General features: G+C 70.5%; 20 protein-coding genes. 13 read left to right on the top strand and 7 right to left on the bottom strand.

Annotation, left to right across the window (positions count from 1 at the left end):
• The first annotated feature begins 248 nt into the window (after nucleotides 1-248).
• The 3 genes from AB0C99_RS37425 to AB0C99_RS37415 all read left to right on the top strand — a co-directional run bounded on the left by AB0C99_RS37425 (nucleotide 249) and on the right by AB0C99_RS37415 (nucleotide 3,093).
• Complete coding sequence (locus AB0C99_RS37425; protein WP_362484619.1) at nucleotides 249-902, top strand: hypothetical protein; 654 nt, start codon at nucleotides 249-251, stop codon at nucleotides 900-902.
• Nucleotides 899-2,608: a mobilization protein gene (locus tag AB0C99_RS37420; RefSeq protein ID WP_362484618.1), complete on the top strand. Its 1,710-nt coding sequence runs from the start codon at nucleotides 899-901 to the stop codon at nucleotides 2,606-2,608. Before AB0C99_RS37425 ends, AB0C99_RS37420 begins: the two co-directional genes overlap by 4 nt.
• 110 nt (nucleotides 2,609-2,718) lie before the next feature.
• A complete protein-coding gene (locus AB0C99_RS37415; protein ID WP_362484616.1) occupies nucleotides 2,719-3,093 on the top strand; it encodes a hypothetical protein in 375 nt (124 codons plus the stop codon).
• Nucleotides 3,094-3,299: 206 nt separating this feature from the next.
• Here the strand turns inward: AB0C99_RS37415 and AB0C99_RS37410 are convergent, their stop codons facing one another.
• From AB0C99_RS37410 to AB0C99_RS37385, 6 genes are all read right to left on the bottom strand, one after another.
• Nucleotides 3,300-4,286 (bottom strand): FAD-dependent oxidoreductase, encoded by a 987-nt coding sequence (locus AB0C99_RS37410; RefSeq protein ID WP_362484614.1) that lies wholly within the window; start codon nucleotides 4,284-4,286, stop codon nucleotides 3,300-3,302.
• Nucleotides 4,283-4,687, bottom strand: coding sequence for an NUDIX domain-containing protein (locus AB0C99_RS37405; protein WP_362484612.1), 405 nt, complete (start codon nucleotides 4,685-4,687; stop codon nucleotides 4,283-4,285). The genes AB0C99_RS37410 and AB0C99_RS37405 overlap by 4 nt, the downstream gene beginning before the upstream one ends.
• A 10-nt stretch (nucleotides 4,688-4,697) precedes the next feature.
• Nucleotides 4,698-5,897: a damage-control phosphatase ARMT1 family protein gene (locus AB0C99_RS37400; protein ID WP_362484611.1), complete on the bottom strand. Its 1,200-nt coding sequence runs from the start codon at nucleotides 5,895-5,897 to the stop codon at nucleotides 4,698-4,700.
• A gap of 273 nt (nucleotides 5,898-6,170) precedes the next feature.
• Nucleotides 6,171-7,085 (bottom strand): FAD-dependent oxidoreductase, encoded by a 915-nt coding sequence (locus AB0C99_RS37395; RefSeq protein WP_362484609.1) that lies wholly within the window; start codon nucleotides 7,083-7,085, stop codon nucleotides 6,171-6,173.
• A gap of 4 nt (nucleotides 7,086-7,089) precedes the next feature.
• Entirely contained in the window at nucleotides 7,090-7,659 is a 570-nt protein-coding gene (locus tag AB0C99_RS37390; protein WP_352241993.1) for an isochorismatase family cysteine hydrolase, read from the bottom strand.
• Between the two features lie 23 nt (nucleotides 7,660-7,682).
• On the bottom strand, nucleotides 7,683-8,756 hold the full coding sequence (locus AB0C99_RS37385) for a hypothetical protein (protein WP_362484607.1): 1,074 nt from the start codon (nucleotides 8,754-8,756) through the stop codon (nucleotides 7,683-7,685).
• Between the two features lie 292 nt (nucleotides 8,757-9,048).
• On the opposite strand from AB0C99_RS37385, the gene AB0C99_RS37380 reads away from it, so the two are divergent.
• From AB0C99_RS37380 to AB0C99_RS37345, 8 genes are read left to right on the top strand one after another with little or no spacing between them, the layout of a single operon-like run.
• Nucleotides 9,049-9,516 (top strand): NUDIX domain-containing protein, encoded by a 468-nt coding sequence (locus AB0C99_RS37380; RefSeq protein ID WP_362484605.1) that lies wholly within the window; start codon nucleotides 9,049-9,051, stop codon nucleotides 9,514-9,516.
• Between the two features lie 3 nt (nucleotides 9,517-9,519).
• The gene (locus tag AB0C99_RS37375; protein WP_362484604.1) at nucleotides 9,520-10,167 is read left to right on the top strand and encodes a hypothetical protein; all 648 of its coding nucleotides are present in this window, start codon (nucleotides 9,520-9,522) and stop codon (nucleotides 10,165-10,167) included.
• Nucleotides 10,164-11,963, top strand: a complete 1,800-nt coding sequence (locus AB0C99_RS37370; protein WP_362484603.1) for a DUF4254 domain-containing protein — start codon at nucleotides 10,164-10,166, stop codon at nucleotides 11,961-11,963. The genes AB0C99_RS37375 and AB0C99_RS37370 overlap by 4 nt, the downstream gene beginning before the upstream one ends.
• A gap of 45 nt (nucleotides 11,964-12,008) precedes the next feature.
• Nucleotides 12,009-12,584: a phosphoribosyltransferase gene (locus AB0C99_RS37365; protein ID WP_362484601.1), complete on the top strand. Its 576-nt coding sequence runs from the start codon at nucleotides 12,009-12,011 to the stop codon at nucleotides 12,582-12,584.
• Complete coding sequence (locus AB0C99_RS37360; RefSeq protein ID WP_362484600.1) at nucleotides 12,581-13,738, top strand: glycosyltransferase family 9 protein; 1,158 nt, start codon at nucleotides 12,581-12,583, stop codon at nucleotides 13,736-13,738. The genes AB0C99_RS37365 and AB0C99_RS37360 overlap by 4 nt, the downstream gene beginning before the upstream one ends.
• On the top strand, nucleotides 13,735-14,871 hold the full coding sequence (locus tag AB0C99_RS37355; RefSeq protein WP_362484598.1) for a hypothetical protein: 1,137 nt from the start codon (nucleotides 13,735-13,737) through the stop codon (nucleotides 14,869-14,871). The genes AB0C99_RS37360 and AB0C99_RS37355 overlap by 4 nt, the downstream gene beginning before the upstream one ends.
• Nucleotides 14,856-15,617, top strand: a complete 762-nt coding sequence (locus AB0C99_RS37350) for an SDR family oxidoreductase (RefSeq protein ID WP_225800479.1) — start codon at nucleotides 14,856-14,858, stop codon at nucleotides 15,615-15,617. The genes AB0C99_RS37355 and AB0C99_RS37350 overlap by 16 nt, the downstream gene beginning before the upstream one ends.
• Nucleotides 15,610-16,158: a histidine phosphatase family protein gene (locus AB0C99_RS37345; protein WP_352241985.1), complete on the top strand. Its 549-nt coding sequence runs from the start codon at nucleotides 15,610-15,612 to the stop codon at nucleotides 16,156-16,158. The genes AB0C99_RS37350 and AB0C99_RS37345 overlap by 8 nt, the downstream gene beginning before the upstream one ends.
• Nucleotides 16,159-16,197: 39 nt before the next feature.
• Here the strand turns inward: AB0C99_RS37345 and AB0C99_RS37340 are convergent, their stop codons facing one another.
• Nucleotides 16,198-16,860, bottom strand: a complete 663-nt coding sequence (locus tag AB0C99_RS37340; protein ID WP_362484596.1) for an HAD-IA family hydrolase — start codon at nucleotides 16,858-16,860, stop codon at nucleotides 16,198-16,200.
• Nucleotides 16,861-17,126: 266 nt separating this feature from the next.
• Here AB0C99_RS37340 and AB0C99_RS37335 point away from each other — a divergent pair, with 266 nt between their 5' ends.
• Together AB0C99_RS37335 and AB0C99_RS37330 are read left to right on the top strand one after the other, a co-directional pair.
• The gene (locus tag AB0C99_RS37335; RefSeq protein WP_362484594.1) at nucleotides 17,127-17,882 is read left to right on the top strand and encodes a phage Gp37/Gp68 family protein; all 756 of its coding nucleotides are present in this window, start codon (nucleotides 17,127-17,129) and stop codon (nucleotides 17,880-17,882) included.
• 104 nt (nucleotides 17,883-17,986) lie between these two features.
• Nucleotides 17,987-19,127: three-Cys-motif partner protein TcmP (locus AB0C99_RS37330; protein WP_362484592.1), on the top strand; the 1,141-nt coding region annotated here is incomplete at its 3' end.

The following is a 19,127-nucleotide window of genomic DNA, read 5'->3' as shown; positions in this document are numbered from 1 at the left end:
GTCCTTGAGGTAGCGGCCGAGGACGGCGGCGCTGGGCAGGGCGAGGCAGAGGGCGGGCAGCAGGAGGTACTGGACCCCCAGGTCGGTCACGCAGGTGACGGACGGCCGGGGAGGAACCGTGCGCCTCGGCGGCCCCAACCCGGACCGACCGGCTCGTCCCCTCCACCTTGCCGGACAGCCTCCAGCCCCGTCGAGACATCCACGAAGCACGGACTTCCCCTCCCGCCGCCCCACCGAAGGATCCCCACATGGCACCCGCCCCGCAGCACCCCATCCCTGCCTCGACAATCCCGCCTCAGCCGAACGACTGGCCCGCACCGCCGCAGGTGCCCACCGGCCCTGCCCCGGGCGGAGCAAGTTGGGGCGGAAGCAGTGCTTCCGCCGTACCCGCCCCCGAAGGGGCGGGAGAGGACCTGCGCCAGGGGGCGCAGGTCCTGGAGGCTTCGACCGGGGGCGGATCGAAGCCGGGGAGCGAGGAGAAGCCGAAGTTCCGCCGTCGCGAGCGCCGTGCCCGTCAGCGTCCGCGTCAGCCGCCCGCGAAGAAGCGTCATCACCAGCACTCGACCCGTTTCAACGACGACGAGTACGCGCTCGTCGCCACCGCCGCCGCCCAGTGCCATCTGACCGTCGCCGGCTTCCTCGCCCGCTCCGCCCTCGCCGCAGCCCGCGACCTCGGCCGCACCAGCGCTGAGATCGCCACCGAGCGCGACATGCTCACCGCGCTGTTCGACAGCCGGCGCAAGCTCGGCTGGGCTGGCAGCAACCTCAACCAGGCTGTGAAGGCCCTCAACTCAGGCGCGGACACACCTCAGCTGGAGGCCTCCACCGCAGCGGTCCGGCGGGCCGCCGACGCCGTGCACGCCGCCGCGACCAGCATCCTCGAACGACGGCAGGCGGCGTGATCCCCAGCATCAACCCGCCCGGCGACCGGACCATCGGCCTGCTCGCCTACCTCTACGGCCCCGGCAGACGCGAGGAGCACGTCGACCCGCACCTCGTCGCCTCGTTCGACGGCATGGCCCCCGACCCCGGCCGCGACCCGAACACCACGCTGAAGGCCCTCCAGCAGCTCCTGGACCAGCCCGTCCAGGCGCTGCCGGAGCACGCCCGTCCCGCCAAGTACGTCTGGCACACCTCCGTCCGCACCGCGCCCGGCGACCGGATGCTGTCCGACGAGGAGTGGGCCGAGGTGGCCCGCCGGATCGTCGCCGCCACCGGCATCGACCCCGGCGACGGACAGTCCGGCTGCCGCTGGGCCGCCGTACGGCACGCGGACGACCACATCCACATCGTCGCCACCCTCGTGTGCGAGGACGGCACCCGGCCCGACGACTTCCGCTCCGGCAAACGCGCCCAGGCCGAGGCTCGGCTCATCGAGAAGGAACTCGGCCTGCACCAGGTCGCGCCCGGGGACGGCACCGCCGCCCAGCGGCCCACCAGCGCCGAACGGCACAAGGCCGAACGTCAGGGCCGCGAGCGCACCGCCCGCGAGGAACTCCGGGAGACCGTACGACGAGCCGTGGCCGGCGCGACCGGCGACGAGGAGTTCTTCGACCGTCTGGCCGCCGCCGGCCTCCTGGTCAAGAAGCGCGTCGCCCCCTCGGGCGACCTGCTCGGCTACAAGGTCGCCTTGCCCGACGACCGCAACAAGGACGGCGAGCCCGTCTATTACCCTGGCGCCCGCCTCGCCCCCGACCTGTCCCTGCCCCGGATCCGCGAACGCTGGTCCATGGACCAGTCCGAGTCTCCACCGGCTCCCGGGCCGATGGCACCGTCTGCCGCACGTCGGCATGCAGCAGCTGCGCTCTCAGATGCGGTCCTCGTCGTCCACAACGGCGAGGACGCCGTCGCCTCCGCGCACATAAGCGCCGCCGGAGAGGTCCTCGACGCGCTCGCCAAGACCTCCGCCGCCTACACCCGCGACCAACTACGAGAGGCTGCCGAGGCATTCGAGCGTGCCTCCCGCTCCCACATCCGCGCCGCACGCGGACACGACCAGGCGTTGCGGCAGGCCGCCCGCGAACTCGTCCGCAGCGGGCCGGCCCTCGGCCGCGGCGAGGACGGCGCCGCCACGGCCATGGCGATCGACATGCTGCTCTTCCTGATCACCGCCGTCGCGCACTGGCACGCCAGGAAGGGCCACGCCCAACAGGCCGACGCAGCCCACCGGGCCGCCGAGCACCTACGTGGCGCCTACCGGGTCGCCGCCGAGCAGCCGCTCGCCGTCCTCCACCAGCGCGGTCGGAACCTCGCCCGCCCACTGCTGGAAAGACAGGCCGACGCCGTGCGGGCGGCGATGCCGGAGCTGGCTGAGCAGGTACTGGCTGAGCCCGGCTGGCCGTCCCTCGCCGCCACACTCGCTGACGCCGAGGCCGTCGGCCACATCTCCACCGACCTTCTTGCCCGCGTGGCAGGACGCCGCGAGCTGGGCACCGCAGAGTCGGTCAGCGACGTACTGGTGTGGCGCGTACGGAGGATGGCCGATCTGCCCGCCGACTCGTATCCCGAGTACGTGACCGCTGCCGGCCTCCAACGTGATTCTGCCGTGCCAGGGACAGCCGATGCGCTGGGAGCCGGCACCACAAACGGCCCCGTCCGACGACGCTAAGCCGCAGGTCGAGCGGCGCAACATAGCCGAGAATCCCCGGTTAGCCTAACCGGGGATTCTCCGCACCATGGACCTATCAGCACCCACCCCACCATGTGAGGAGTACACCCTTGCCCGAAACCGATTCCTACCTCCGCGCCGACGTCTTCACCCTGCTCGTTGACACCGACTTCCGGCTCCGTCCCGACACCGGCACCTTCTCCCACTACGACGGCCGCCCCTTCACCGACGAGGAACAGGCCACCGTCCTCCTGGCCAACCGGGACGAGCTCGAAGCAACCCTCGAGGTCCGTCTCCTCATCGACACCGAGATCCAGAAGAAAGTGGGAGCTGCCGGACTGAACATCGTCCTGGCCCCGTACGACGACCAGCCCAACGAGGACTTCACGCTCGGAGACGTGATCACCCACCGGCCACAGGGTGGCCCCTCCGACATCGAGCGCCTCGCCTACGTGATGAACGGGTTCGTCCCCGACGGGCAGTAACACCAGCCCCAGGCACCTGAGCCCGTAGCACCGGTCGACCCGACAGCAGGCTGGCCTGGGAACCTCGCACAACACGAACGGCAGCCGGGATCATCCGCGGCTGCCGTTCGTGTCGGAGGCACCCGCCCAGGGCGCCGATCAGCTGGTGGGTGTCGCCCGTAATGCGAGTGAGGCGGACGTGCGGGAAGGCATCTCCGGCTGGTCCTTCAGGGCCTGTCTGCCCTGTCGGCGGCCAGGAAGCTCGCAGCCTCTTCGGCGCAGCCCCACGAGAGCGTGACGCCGGCACCTCCGTGCCCGTAGTTGTGCACCACCACGGTGCCGTCCTCCGCCCGCTCTGTCTCCACGCGCACCATAGCCCGGGTCGGCCGGGCGCCGAGCCGGTGCTCCAGGACACGGGCCTTGGCGAGACAGGGTTCAACCTCGACACAGCGAGCGAGGATTCCGGCTGCCGCCTTCTCGTCGAGGGCAAGGCTGCCTTCACCGTCGATAGCGGTGCCGCCCAGGACGACGGTGTCGCCGTGGGGGTAGAAGCACAGCAGGTCTTGTGAAGGGCCGGTGTCCTCGGAGAAGAACTCGGTCAGCCCGGGGTTGGTGACGACGACGTGCTGGCCGCGGATGGGACGAACGCCAGGATCCGGGAGCAGATCCTTGGCACCCAGGCCCGTGCAGTTGACGATCAAGGCAGCGGGGCCGGCGTCCGCAAGCGAGACCAGGCGCCGCCGCTCGACCGTTCCTCCAGCGGCGTCGAGCCGGCGCAGGAGGTAGGCGAGGTAGGTGGGCATGTCGATCAGCGGCACCGTGAACCGGTAGCCGGCCGAAAACCCGGCCGGCAGTTCGGCCGGCTCGCACGGCCGGAAGCCGGGCAGGGTGGTGGCCCAGTCCGGTGGTGCCTCGGCCGCGCGGGACGCCTCTATGCCGCTGGTGAGCCGGACGCCCGTGGACGGGTCCTCCGCCAGCTTGCGGAAGATCTCCAGGGACCGCTGCCCCCACTGGTCGACCTTGTCCTTCGGCTCGACCAGGTACGGCCCCCACATCGCCCCGGCCGCCAGCGAGGTGACGCCCGGCACCTGCTCGGCGATCACGTGCACCACCGCTCCGGCCTCGGCCAGGACGACAGCGGTGGTGAGCCCTGCCACTCCAGCCCCGACAACGACAACGCGCACCTCACCCTTCAAGGACGCGACGGAACTCACGAGAGCAGAGCCTTATCGAGGTAGTTCTGCACCGGCCCGAACAACCCGTACGGCACGTACTGCGGGATCTCGCCGTGCGTGGCCCAGGCCAGGCCGGCCACCTCATCAGCACTCGCCACGACCGCCTGGCCGCCGACAGGGCGGCATGCGATGTAGTGGATCTCCCGGCCTGTCATGGGGTGCACCCGTTGTCCCAGCACACTCTGGGGCACCACCAGGAGCCCGGTCTCTTCCTCGGTCTCACGTGCTGCGGCTTCCCCGGGAGTCTCCTCGGATTCGATCTTCCCTGCCGGGAACTGCCACGAGAGCGCCCCTTCCGCCACACGTCGCCGCACGAGCAGGACTCGCTCGCCCCGAACGACGACAGCAGCGGCGACTCCTCTCTGGGCCTCGGTGGTCACCAAAGATCCCCTACCGTCGCACCTGGATCAACGCGTGCGTTCCACTCGTACGCCAGGCAGCCCCGGACCGTTCGAGCCCGTCCAGCACTTCCTGCTCCAAACCGACGATGGCGTCGGACTTCAGGGTCCGGAACGCTGCGACGGCCCCCGGGAAGTACGCGGTGAGATCGGCGAAGGACGCCTTGGCGTCCCACAGCCGGTCGCCCACCAGGCGCCGGTAGTTGAGGTCTCCCTTCAAGATGGTGAGCGTGGCGCTCTCGAACTCGCCGCGGAGGTCCTCGGGCATGTCCTCGTACGGCAGCGGAGCACAGAAGAACGGGTGGGTGCGGACCTCCAGGCTCCCTGCTGCCATGGCCTTCCACAGCCGGCCTCCGATCGCACTGGCTTCGCCGGGTGCCTCGGTGAGGCGGCGGAGGCAGTCGACGACGTCGGCCGTCATCGCGTCGGAGACGTAATAGGGATGCGGCTTGAGGTGAAGCACGACCTGTTCGGCATGCCGCTGTTCGAGGAGGTGATCGATGAGGATCAGGTCCGGGATCAGCTCGCGCCCCGCGTTGTCCGCCACCACGGCGACGGTCGAGGAGCCCCCGACGGGCAGCAGCTGCCACAACAAGGCGCTGTCGTCGGCCACCAGCGCGGAGGCAGCGGTGTCACCGGCCGCCGGCTCTCCCGCCGAGACGCGGAAGCCGAGGTCTGCCCGGTTGCCCCAGAGCGACGCGTGGAGCAGGGCAGCAGCCCGCTCGTCCGCCGGAGCGCTCGCGAGCGCGTCCAGGGACCGTAGTTCCTCCTCCACGGCCTCGCCGCGCAGCTCGGCCCGTTTGAACGGCGCGAACGGATCGACTCCCTGCCACGGCCCGGTGCCGAAGTAGCCGACCGCGCCGAGGAGCCTGCGGTAGAAGTAGCTCTCCGCCCACAGGAACGGGGCGTCGTACCAGGAGCGTCCGAAGTGCTCCTGTCCCCGGTCCGCCCAGCGCTGACGGTCGTGTTCCCCGGGGGCGAGCGGCTCGATGACGCCGTTGGTGATCTCGTCCAGCAGGGCATCGAGTGCCTCGTGCTGCTGGCGGCCGAACGGGAAGGCGTCTCGTACCTGCTGGATGAGGGCGGGGTGGCGCTTGGCCAGCACGGCCCAGGCGAACGAGCCGGGCTCGTTGCTCAGGATGACCGGTGCTCCATTCGCATCGCCCGAGTCGTGGGAGGTCTTCTCTGTCATGGCGTCCAAGCCCTTCGGTTCTCGCTCACTTGTCCATGGTCCCCGCAGGTCACAACGCCAGCAGCGCTGCCTACCAGCACCTCACCCGTCGCCGGAGTGAGACGTCCATACACACGGACCTTCGATCTGCCGCTGAGGTGGGAAGTGAACCGGTCCGTCCCCAGACGCCGTACCTCGATACCTCCGGTTCCCGGCCCGATCGCCACCCCAGCCTCACTGATCGCGGAGCTTCCCCTCTGAATGCCATCGTCGTCGCATCCCGCCGACGTGGTCTCAGCCCTTGGCGAGAAGTTCCCTGGCCGCGTAGTAAGCGTGCAGTGCGGCCTCGCTTCCGGAGCCCATGGCAGTCATGATCCGCTGGAAGCGGGCGGAGCGGAGGTCGCCTGCCACGATGAGGCGGGGGTGCTGATCGGTCGGCGGGCAGTATCCGTCCAGACCGCGAGTCAGGTCGCCGGACGGGGCGGTCGGGGCATTGCCGATGCTGAGGTGGACTGCATCCGCCATGATCGCCTGCCGTTCGCCGTTCCGGCCCACCGCTTCCACCGACACCGCGATGCCTTTTCCGGTCCGGAGCGTCAGGTGCTCCACGGGAAGGAGCGTGACCCGAGGGTCCTCGCGGATCTCCTCGATCTTGTACGCGTCGGCCGCCGGGTACGCCACGAGCAGGCGAGTGTCGGTGGTCGGGTGAGCGCGCAGGAAGGTGCCGATCGGGCGGTCGCCGCCGAGGACGAGGAGGGTGCGGCCCTCGGCGTCGTCCGCCTCGGCCTGCCAGAGCGGGGGCAGGGTCAAGCCGTCAGGGGCGGTGATCCAGGCGACGTCGCGGGGCTGGAGCGGGCCGACGCCGGTGGCGACGATTGCGTACGGGGCGGTGAGACGGGTGCCGGTGTCGAGCGTGATGGTCACCCGGTCGTCGTCGGCGCGGAGCTCGGTGACGTGTCTGCCGAGTTCGAGGCGGCACAGCTCCGTGTTCTTCAGCTCCGCGACGACGGCGTCGGCGAGCTCGGGGCCGCTGGTGTAGCCGCCGAGGACGTTGTTCAGGGCCGGGATCCGGTAGAGGTTGCGGCACAGCCGGTCCGGCTCGATCAGGATCGAGCGCATGCCGACGCTGGCGGCCATGCGGGCAGCGGCGCAGCCGGCCGGGCCGCCGCCGATGATGATCAGGTCGGTGTCGTACAGCGTGTCGGCCATGGGGCTATTCCAGCACCGGGGTCCCGGCGTACGCAGCGAGTTGGCCGATCACGTGGTCGGTGGTGACGAGTTGGCCGGTTCCGATCAGGCGACGGGCGACGACGAGGCCGGCGTCGTGGACGTCGGGGCCGGCGTCGCTGGCGCAGGCGTCGGTGACGATCCAGGGCGCGTAGCCGTACTCGAAGGCGTCGGCGGCGGACTTCAGGACGCAGCTCTCGGTGGCTATCCCGCAGAAGACGAGGTCGGTCCAGCCGGCCCGGCGGATCAGTTCGGCGGCCTCCGGGGTGAGGAGCGTGTACCCGGTTTTGTCGACGACCGCGTGCGCGTCGGCGGCAGCGTTGGCGAGCTCGGGGACGATGTCGGTCTCGGGTGGTTCCTGGAGCCGACGCCACTGGAAGAAGCGCTCGTAGGGGCTGTCCGGATAGTTGAAGTACCGGGTGAAGACCACAGGCCGTCCGGCGGCGGACCACTGGGCGACCAGGTCGGAGACCGCGGGAACGGCGTGGCGGCTGTGGTGGTTCACGAAGCCGTTCTGCATGTCGATCACGACCAGCGCGGCGCTGCCTATGTCCATCCGCTGTCTCCTGCCCCGTGTTCTCACCCGACGCTCTCGCGTAGAGCGTCCTGTGCGGCGCGCAGCCGTTCGGCCAGCCCGCTGGTGTTCATGATGGCCTCCCGCATCAGGACGTGCTGCGCGGTCTCCTGGGCTCGGGCGGTGGTGAGCCGGGAGTAGGCGGCGCGCAGGAACCGCCAGCCGTACTGCTCGGGCATGGAGGGGTCCTGGCCGTCCTCGATCATCTGCTGGATCTGGCGGGTGAAGCACCAGAGGGCCTGGACGGTCAGCTCGCAGGTGACCAGCTCGTCGATGGTGAGGCTGCGCTCGCGGGAGTGGGAGGCGTACGCGACGCCGGACCAGCCGGCGTAGGCGGTGGAGACTCCCCGCACGCCGAAGGACACGATGTCCGGGTGGTCGAAGCCGGTGGTGAGGAGCGATTCCTCGACCGTGCCGTCCAGGGGCGCGGGCCCGCCCGGGGCACCGCGGTCGACCAGGACGGAGGGTGTGGACAGCAGGCGCAGTGCGGTGTCGTAGGCGTCACCGGTCCAGGGGCCGGTGGTGAGCCAGTACAGGGAGAGGACGTACTCGGGGTTGGGGAAGCTGGTGTGGCCCTCGTCCAGGAGGTCGCGGAGCTTGTCCCGTGCCCAGGGCAGGTCGGAGGCGTAGGAGCGATAACGCCAGACGGCGAGGTCCGTGAGCGCGGTGGGATCGTGCGGCTGGACGAGGTGGAAGACGGCTACCCCGCAGGCGAACACGTGCAGGACGCAATCCTGCGCTTCGGGGTGGTCCACGCGCGCCGAGGAGGACTCCAGCCACTGGTCGTCCGCGCTCGGTGTCATGTGTGCGCGGAGCCGGCCGGCGTGCTCGACGCCGATGAAGACCGGCAGGAACTTGTGGGAGTCGACCTCGATCCGGCCTGTGACGGGCGGAGCAACACCCTCCGTTCCGAGGGCGGCCGCGAACCGGGCTTTCGCGTCGCTCGACGCGCGATCGAGTGCGGTGTCGAGGACGGCCTGAGATTCGGCACGGGGCTGGTAACTCGCTCCGCCACCCTCCCAGTTCGACACCGTCCGGTCGCTGACGCCGAGATAGGCGGCGAAGTCCCGCAGGCTCATACGCAGGGCGTCGCGTAACAGCCGGGCTTCCCGGCCGGACCATCGCTGCACCGTGACCACCGTCGTACCCCCTGTCTGTCACCCGGTGGAACGCCGAAACGCCCAGCGTAGCCAGCCTTGTTCAGCAGTGGTGCGGCATTGCTGCAGCACCCGTACGTCACACCCCGCCATCGGCCTCCACCATGCTGGGTCCACCGAGCCGGGGAGCTGCCGGCGCGACCAGGCGGCCCTCCGCCACCAGGCGGCCCTCCGCCCGTTCTCTCCTGTACCACCACCAGAAGGAGCAATCGGCATGACCGACATCGTCAAACGCAACGCCCGCGCCATCCTCCTCGACGGCGACGAGCTCGTCCTCATCAAGCGCATCAAGCCGGGCAGGGAGCCGTACTGGGTGAGCGTCGGCGGAGGGGTCGAGGCGGACGACGCGACCATCGAGGCGGCCCTGCACCGGGAGGTGTTCGAGGAGCTCGGCGGCAAGCTGGAACGCGCCGAGCTCGTCCACCTGATCACCGACGAGCTGGAAGGCGGCGTCGGCGTGCAGCACATCTTCGCCGCGCGCCTGGAGTCGATGGACCTGGCCGCGCGTACGGGGACGGAGTTCGCCAAGCCGGAGCGGGGCGGGTACGAGGTGGTCCGGGTGCCCTTCACCGCCGAGGCCGTCCGCGAGCTGAACCTGATGCCGCCGGAGCTCGCCGAGTTCATCGCCGCGAACACGGACGCGATCGTCTCCGTCCTCGACACCCCGATCCGCGAGGCGTGAGCGATGGCGCAGGTCCCGGACTTCGTCAGCCTCAACGGTCCTGACAACGTGGGCAAGACGACCCACCTGGTACGGCTGGCCGAGCTCTGGGACGGCTTCCAGCCGCTGGGCGCGGTCCACGAGCACGACCCCGCCCCGTGGGCGCTGGCGGCGGCCGGCGACTACGGGCGGTGGTGGTTCGAGACGTCTACGACGGCCGAGCTGACCGAGATGCTGCTCGCCGGGCACGCCAAGCGGGCCGCCGCCCGCGAGGCCGGGCGTACGGGACTGCTCGACCGAGGCCTGTCCATGCTCCTCGCCGTGGCCACCGCGACCTGCGTGGTCAAGGACGGGCTGACGGTCGGCGAGGCGTTCAAAACCGTGACGGGCATCGCCGGTTCGCGAGCCACAGCACCGGAGGTCTCGATCCTCCTGCTCCCGTCCCTCAATGCCGAGCGCAGCTACGCCATCACCAGCGCCCGCGAGGGCCGCCCGTGGACCGGGATCTACCCGGCCTACCAGAGGACGCTGCACGCGGTCCTGCTCCACCAGGCAGAGCACGGCGCGTACACCGCGGTCGTGGACTGCGAGGACCGCTCCCTGGACGACGTACACAGCGACGTAGTCGATCGCCTTGGCCTCAGCCCCCTCGCTGATGGGAGTCCCCGATGACCCAGAACTCCCCGCCCCTGGTCCTGCCGCCCGGCCTCGCCCGCGCCATAGCCACGCTCCAGGACAAGGACCTGCACCGCCTTGACGACACCGTCACCCGGCTCCACACCGTCAACGGACGCCTGTGGGACACCGAGGACCGGGTGCGCGGCGCCCTGCTCTCCGCCACCCAGGTCGCGGACTGCAAGCGGGAGATCGACCAGCTCAACGCCGAACGCAACACCCTGGCCGAGCGGGCCGACGAGGTCCTCGGCTCGCTGGCGGACGCGGGCCGCGCCGACGCGCCGCTGCACACCGAGACGCTCGCCTCCGTCGTCGACCGTCTGTCGGTGCTGACGCTGCGGATCTGGCACAGCGAGCGCGCGGCGGCCCGGGACGAGCTGGCCCGCCGGCGAGTCCCCGCCCTCCATGGCCAGCGGGAGGAGCTGTGCGCCGCCCTCGACGCGCTGGTCTCCGACGTCGTCGCCGGCCGCCGCCGGCTTCCCGTACCGGCCCGGTTCAAGCTGTACGGCCGGGACGACGCCGCCCCCGCGGAGATCAAGCCGAGCCAGCACCTGCGCCGGGTCCTCGCCTTCGGTGGGCTGAGCGAGTGCGGCAAGAGCACCAGCGCCGAGTTCGTCCAGCGCACGTGCGGTGCCCAGCGCCTCAAGATCGGCTTCCTGCTGCGGCAGGCGGCTCACCGGGAGGGCCTCGCGGACCCGTACGCGCTCTCGGCCCGTCGGCAGGCAGAACTGCTGCTCGGCGAGCTGAACCGCTTCGCGGACGCCCACGTCGACACGCGGCTGTTCACCATCGAGTCCGTCCACGACGACGCCTCGATGGCCGAGCTCAAGCAGCTCATGGGCGACACCCTCCAGATCGTCTACCTGGACGCCTCCTTCGCCGTACGCGTCGAGCGGTCCGGGACGCCGGCCCAGGCCGTCGCCGTGAAGGACGAGATCAAGATGAGCCGTGGCGCCCACCAGGTCGCCGCACTCGCCGACCACGTCATCGACAACACCGGCAGCATCGCCGCCCTCCGCGCCCGCCTCCGGCACATCGCCGCCCCGCCCACCGCCACTGCGCTGCGCGTGGCCACCCCGTACGGGCTGGGACTGCCGGCCGCCATCGCCTCGGCGACGGCCGACTTCACCGACGCGGTACGGGCCTACGGCCCCGGCGTAAGGCTCGCCGCCCTGACCGGCAGCCCCGGGGAGGGCAGTTGGATCGCCGGCTGGTCCGACCTGGACCTCCTCGTGATCGCCGAGCACGAGACCATCGACCAGGTGCACGAGGCCCTGGAGCAGTACGGGACCGCCCTGGGCGGTGCGGCCTCCCTCGGCCCCACCCTCGTCACCCCCGGCGAACTGACCGCCCGGCGCCTCACCCCGCGCCTCGCGTTCGTCCTCCACCAGCTCCAGCAGGGCAGCCCCATCCTCCACGCCGCACCCGGCCTCGAACTTCCGACGATCAGCCGGGACGATCTGGCGTTCGCCGCCGTCCGAGAACTCCCCCAGGTCATCCTGACCATGCGCCGACTGCGCGCCCATGCAGGACCGACGGCTCTGCGGCAGCTCTACAAGCACCTCGTGCTCGCCTGCCGCCTCCTCCTGCGCGAGCACAACCAGTGGGAGTCCGGACCCGACCGGATCCTCGTCGCGGCCTCCCGCATGCCGGGCCTTCCCGCCCTCGCGGTGCCCTCCCTGGCCGAGATCGCCCGTGCCTGGCGCGACGGCGAGGCCGAGCTCGTACTCAAGCCCGTCTGCGCGGCTGTCGACCAGGTCCTCGCCTGGTACGCCGCCCAGCTCGCCGCCTGAACAACCTTCCGCTCTTCCTCCCTCTCCTCCGACAGGAGCTTCGCCATGCCCGAAACCATCGCCGTGCCGTCCTTCTCCGCCCGGATCGTCGAACGCCTCAGCGTCGGGGCCACGAGCCGCCGCGAGCGCGTCATCCACTCCCTGGACGGCCTGGAAGACCCGGTCCACCCCGACACCCTCGCCCACACCGGAGCCGACCTCTGGCGTCTGCTCCAGGAGCAGGTGCCGGACGGGCTCGGCTCCGTGGACTTCCTCCTCGGCCTGGACGCCGGCGGCATCCTGCCGACCATCTCCCTCGCCGGCGCCGCCCACCTCCCGTACAAGATTGCCTGGAAGCTGCACCTCCCCCTCGACGGCGCGGTGCGCTTCCGCGAGCCCCACGCGATGCGCACCGACGTCTTCGCGTATGGCATCGCCCCCGACCAGCGGATCGTCATCGTGGACGACGAGATCACCACCGGCCGGACGCTGGCCGACCTCACCCGCCGCCTCCGCGAGGCCGGCGCCGTCCCGCTGGCGGCGGCCTGCCTGGTCGAGGACACCACCCGCGGAGCCCGCGACCTGCTCACCGACCTCGGACTGCCGCTCGTCTCCCTCACCACGATCGAAGGCGCGGCGTGACCGTGGTCGCCCCGGCGGGGGTCCGGTTCCACCACGGCTCCCTGGTCATCCCCGCCGGGGCCGTGCACACCACCCCGCTCGGGTACGACCGCGACAGCGTTCCCATCGGCGCACCGCTCCCGCTGGCCGCCTCCGCCGAGCTCGTCCACCGCCTGAGCGGGTGCGGCGAGGTCGTGGTGGCCTTCGAGGGGAAGCTCGGCGACACCCTCCTCGCGCTTTCGGGAGTCCGCGCGGTCCTCGACTGGCTGCGGCTGCGGTCGGTTCGCGTGGCCGTCCGGGCGGTGGGTCCGTACGCGGGGCTGATCGCCCGCACCGGGCTGATCACCAAGCCCCAGCCCACCCCGCCCAGCGGCTGGCGGGCCGTGATCGGCGACCGCGCGGGGATCGAGGCGCACGGCTCGGAGGCGGTGGTGAGCCTGGTGCTCGACCCGGCGGCCCCGCCGTGCTGGTCGAGCGACGGCCGCGCCCACCCGGACCTGCCCACCCGCCACTACCTGGCCCTGGAGCGCCGCCTCGGCATCCGCCTGCCCGACACGGCCCCCTTCGCTCCCACCCTCGCGACCGGTCCGAACAACCTCGTGGAGGAACTGCGCTCGGTGGGCTGGCTGGGCGGCCTGACCGTCGCCGCCATCACCGCCACCAGCTGGCCGGAGCGCAAGGACTACACCGCCCAGCGCTACATCGAACTCGTCGAGCACATCGCGGAGGCCCAGCAGGCCCAGGCCCGGCTGCTGCTCATCGGCGGCAACCCGGGCGACGGCCTCCGCATCGCCGCAAAAGCTCCCCGGCGCCACGTACAGGCCCTCCGCATCGACGGCATGCCGGCCGACGGCCTCGCCGACCTCTTCCCGCACTGCCACCTCATCGTCGGCAACGACACCGGCCTCACCCACCTCGCCGCGATGGCCCGCCGCCGGGACGGAAGCTCCCCGCCCGTCATCGGCCTGTACTCCCGCCACAGCCACAGCAAATGGCGCACCGGCCTGCCGCACCACCACGCCGTCGCCACCGCCCTGTCCGACCGCATGCACCAGGGCGACCTCTGTCCCGTCCGCGACGCCATCGCCCCGGACACGAACATCCACATGGACGCCTTCCCGCCTGCCGCGCTGGCCCAGGTCGGCCTCGAACTACTCAACGGGGTGAGACCATGACCTTCCAGCCTCTCCTCCGGCTGGGTCCGGTACGGCGCTTCACCCGCAACCTGCTCCGCCCCGTCGACCTCCTCGGCCGCCCGCTGCTCCTGAAGTACACCCGCGACCCGGCCGAGGCCCGCGAGGAGATCCGCGGCCACGCCCGCCTGTCCCGGCACTACCGCGTCCCTGCCCTCCACGCCCACCTGCGCGTGCCGGGCGGGCACCTGCTCACGTACGAACGCCTCCCCGGCGGCACCGACCAGGGACTCCTGCTCGACCTCCTCAACGCGGACGAACCGAGCAGTGATCTCCGCAGCTACATGGACCAGCTCACGGCGGCGTACCGCGAGGTCATTCTCACGACAGCATGGCCGGCCGAGCCGACGCACGTCGTCCGCAAGCTGTACTGGGACCGCGCGGCGCCCGGCGGCCGCCTTGACACGTACTACGCCGGTAGGGACTTCCTGTTCGCCGACGGCCTCATCGACGTCCCGGTCTCCCGCCTCGACACCTACGCCCTGAACATCAACGGCCGCCGGCACCACCTGGACTGGACCGCGACCCTCCGCTGGCTCCGCGCCCACTTCGCCTCCGCGGAGCCGGTCTGGGCGGCCCTCACCCAGGGCGATCCCACCGACGTCAACCTCGCCCACCCGCTCGCCTGGTTCGACTACGACACCGCCGGGATGAACAGCATCCCCGGCGAGTTCGCCAACTTCCTCTGGTACGCCTCCGCCCTCGGCGGCTGGCTCGTGCCCACGTACCACCCGACCGCCTTCGCCGACCACCCCGCCACCTTCGCCCACGTCCCGGCCAACACCCCCGAGCTCCGACGAGCGGACATCGACCACACCACCAGCACCATCCACATCGACTACACCCCGCACCTCTCGGCTCCCCGGCAAGCCGCGGTGACCGCGTACTGGACCCAGCTCGTACGGCCGGTCGCGGACCGCCTCTGGCCAGGGTCGGACCTGGCTAACCTGCTCCGCCCCTACCTGGCCATGCGCATCCTCGGCGTCTACAACCTGGCCGACCTGGCCCCCGAGGACCGGCTCGTCCTGCTCGCCCGGCTCGCCGAGGCGATGAGCCCCACGTTCGACCCCACCACCTACTTCTGCCCGCTGGAGTCGCCATGCCCGGCCCCCTGAACGGCCGTACCGCCCTCATCACCGGAGCCACCGGCGGGCTCGGCTCGGCCATCGCCCGCCGCCTCGCCGCCGACGGCGCCACCGTCGCCCTCGCCCACTTCAGCGACGACCAGGCCGCGACCCAGCTCGCCACCCACATCACCGACAGCGGCGGCACCGCAATCTCCCTGGCAGCCGACCTCCGCGACACCGAGGCCGTACAGACGCTCTGCCACCAGGCCGGCGACGCACTCGGCCCGATCGACATCCTGGTCAGCAACGCCGGCGCCTATCCCCGCCGACCGTGGCCGGAGACCACGCCGGCCCACTGGAACGAGGCCCTGGCCACCAACCTGACCAGCCACTACCTCCTCGCACATGAGCTGACCCCCGCCATGACGGCCGCCGGCTGGGGCCGGATCATCACCATCGGATCCGTCCTGGCCACGGCGGGCCGCCACGACCTCTCCGGCTACATCAGCGCCAAGGCAGGCCTCGAAGGACTCACCCGTGCCCTCGCCCGCGAACTCGGCCCCGCCGGCATCACCGCGAACTGCGTCGCCCCCGGTTCCATCCGCGTACCCGCCGAGGACACCGTCGTCGACGACCCGGAGGCCATGACCGTCCGCCAGATTGCCCGCCAGTGCGTCCAGCGCCGAGGCCGCCCGAACGACGTCGCCGCCGCCGTCGCCTTCCTCACCACCGACGACGCCGGCTTCATCACCGGCCAGACCCTGCGCGTCGACGGAGGCTGGATCCTTGCCTGAGATCTGGCTCATGCGCCACGGCGCCTACGAAGGCCACCGCCCCGGCTACCACGCCCCGCACGAGGCCACCCTCACTCAGGAGGGCCGCGACCAGGTACGCCGCTCCCTACCCCTTCCCGAGGGCATCACCGCGATCGTCACCAGCCCCATCCCCCGCGCCCGCCAGACCGCCACCCTCGTCTCGCACCTCACGGGCCTGCCCATCGTGGCCACCTCCGGCCTCCTGGCCGAATGGCGTGCCCCGAGCATCGTCCTCGGCCGCACCGCCGAGACGTACCCGCCGGCCTACCGCGCATGGCGAGCCCGGCGCCTCGCCAACCCCTCCCTACGCTGCGAAGACGGAGAAAGCCTCACCGACCTCCACACCCGCGCCCGCCACTGCGCCGCCTTCCTCCACCACACCGCCGGCCGCCACGGCCCCCTCCTGGCCGTCTCCCACACCCTCCTTCTGGGCGTCCTCACCCACCTCCCAGAAGGCCCCACTGCCTTCGTGACCGCCGCGAGAACCCCCTGGCAGTTCGCCGCGTACCGCCCGCTCTGATCCGCGAGCCGAAATCCCGGCTCAAGCCCTCAGCTAGGCTCACGAGGCGAGGACCGCGGTGACGCCGAAGTGAGCTTCCAACTCGGCCACAGCCGTGTCCTCGCCGGTCACGTGGACGGTCGTGATGCCCAGCTCGGCCGCCGGTGGCAGGTTCGCCTCGTGATCGTCCACGAACACACACCGCTCGGCAGGCAGCCCGATCCTCTCCAGTGCGAGCCGGTAGATCGCTGGGTCCGGCTTCGCCAGTCCCTCCAGCTCCGACACGACGTGCACGTCGAAGAGGTCCCAGATGCCCACGTGCTCGTACGGGTTGAACGGATCGAGCCCGAAGCTGTTGGACAGCAGCGCGAGCCGGTGGCCGGCGGCCCGCGCGGCCCGGGCCAGCGCAATCATCCGACGCGCCGGAGGAACGTCGACCCAGGCCCGCCCCATCAGGTTCACGGGGTCCAGGTGCTCACCCAGCAGCGCGGCCGTGCCCTCGTTCCACTCGGCCTGCCCGATCTCCCCAACCTCCAACGCAGCGTAGAGTCGCCGGCCTTCGGGGTGATCGTTGAGGGTGAAACGCCACGCCCCCGGTTCCAGCCCCTCGGACACGCACCACGCCCGGTGGACCTCCGTGGGGCTGGCGGTGAGCACCCCAGCAAAGTCGAGGATCAAGCCGCAGTGCTCATACGCGTCCGAGAGGCCGGTGCTGTGCAACATGGGGTAACCGCTCCTTTCGCAACGGGTAGCGGGGGCGGAGACCTCCTGCGCCCAAGACCAAGGATTCCCCAGAGCTCACCGCAACTCTCCCTGCATCAAGGAGTTTTCGGCCAGCTATCAAGGTGAACCACTATGCGGGGCGCCCGCGGTCCGTGAATGATGGGCCCATCGCGTGCCAGTTCGGCGCGCCACTCGTTGTGCAAGTCATCGAAGCGCACGTTGCGCACGTGAGGTGCTGCTCGCCGCTTCACCCAGGGAGGGCAGGCATGAGTGACCGAAGCGCCATTGAGTGGACCGAGGCCACCTGGAACCCGACAACCGGATGCGACCGTGTCACGCCCGGGTGCGACAACTGCTATGCGCTGACGCTCTCCCGTCGGTTGAAGTTGATGGGCGCCTCGAAGTACCAGAACGATGGCGACCCCCGAACGTCCGGACCAGGTTTCGGGCTCACCATCCATCCGGACGCCCTCGATGTTCCCCTGCAGTGGAAGGCGCCGCGCATGGTCTTCGTGAACTCGATGAGCGACCTCTTCCATGCCAGGGTGCCGCTTGACTTCGTGCGGCAGGTCTTCGAGGTGATCGCCTCGACCCCCCAGCACACCTATCAGCTGTTGACCAAGCGGAGCCTGCGCCTGCGTCGGATCGCAGATCGTCTGGACTGGCCCTCCAATCTGTGGATGGGCGTGTCCGTCGAGAACGGAGATCAACTCGATCGCGTCGACGACCTGCGGGCAGTCCCGGCGGCCGTTCGGTTCCTGTCGTGCGAGCCTCTTCTGGGGCCTCTCGCGGAATTGAATCTCGATGGCATCGGGTGGGTGATCGCCGGAGGCGAGTCCGGACCAGGCCATCGGCCGGTCGAGGAGGAGTGGTTGCTCGACATTCGTGACCTGTGCAGTGCAGCTGGGGTGCCCTTCTTCTTCAAGCAGTGGGGCGGGCGCACTCCCAAGGCTGGCGGTCGCGAACTCGAAGGCCAGATCTGGAGCGAGATGCCGACGCGGGTTCCGGTTCTGGCTTCCTGACGGCCGAATATTGGCCAATCCCGACCGAGCTACTGACGCTGGCGGACACGCCGTGTGATCCTCTGCCCCAAGTCTGTAATCACCAGGGGTGGGGGGAGCACGGTATGGCGGTACCCAAGACCGTCCTGTGGGACAGAGACCCGCATACGGCAGCGAAGCACAACCTGCTGAGGAAGTACCTCGAGCCCTGGGCTCCCATTCTCTTGTCGCGCCATGCCACCATCACCTATGCAGAGGGCTTTTCCGGCCCCGGCGTATACTCGCAGGGCGAGCCAGGCTCACCCGTGGTTGCGCTCGAAGCCTTCGCCAAGGCGCTGCAACACCGCTCCGGACGTATTCGTATGGTGCTGGTCGAGGGAGACGAGCGGCGGGAATCCGAGCTGCGGAGCCAACTCGACAAGGCGCGCGAACACCACTCGGCCGACGTCAGCCGACGCCTCCGCGTAAACACGCATTACGGCGAGTGTCACCCCACGCTACTCGAACAACTTCGCCTCCAGGGCTCTCTGGGCAAGCCCCTCTTCGTCCTCCTCGACAGTTACGGCGGCCCTGACATCCCGTTCAGTCTGCTGCAGGAACTCGGGAAGCACCGCAGCACGGAAGTGATGGTCACCTTCCAGCCGGCCTTCCTCACCCGGTTCGGCGAGGCCAACGAGAACCACAGGAGGGCAGGGGACGCCGCCTTCGGAGGCACCGAGTGGCACGCAGTGTTCGATCAGCCGTCGAACGAGAAGTTCACTTTCCTCCGCGACCAGTACCGGGAGAGCCTTCGTCGAGCCGGCTTCACCCACACGCTCTTCTTCGAAATGGTCGATGAGGGAAACCATGTCCTCTACTTGATCTTCGGAACCCGCCATGAGCGCGGCCTGGAGAAGATGAAGGAGGCCATGTGGAGCGTCGACCGCGACCACGGGGTCCGCTATCGCGACCCCAAGGACAGCGAGCAGCAGCAGCTCGCCCTCGAACTCGAGCCCCACACAGGTCCTCTTCGCCGGATCCTGCTGGAGCACATCGCGGCGGCACCGAAGGGCCTCACCGTGGCGGAACTCAAGGCGTTCACCCTCCTGGAGACCGTCTACAAACCCAGCCAGGTGACCAAGCTGATCACGGACATGCGTGATGCCAAAGCCGTCACCACGACTCCTCGTCGGGACGGCGACGACCAGGGCCCCGGCCCCGCCAGCCGCGACGAGCTGTCCGGCGTGCTGGCGGAGCCAGGAGGGCGCGGGGGCGGCCTGCTGGACG

Origin of the sequence: Streptomyces sp. NPDC048659 (genome assembly GCF_040650575.1) — a bacterium.
GTDB lineage: Bacteria > Actinomycetota > Actinomycetes > Streptomycetales > Streptomycetaceae > Streptomyces.
Note: the sequence above shows the minus strand (reverse complement) of the source record. Positions and strands in the feature narration are given on the sequence as shown.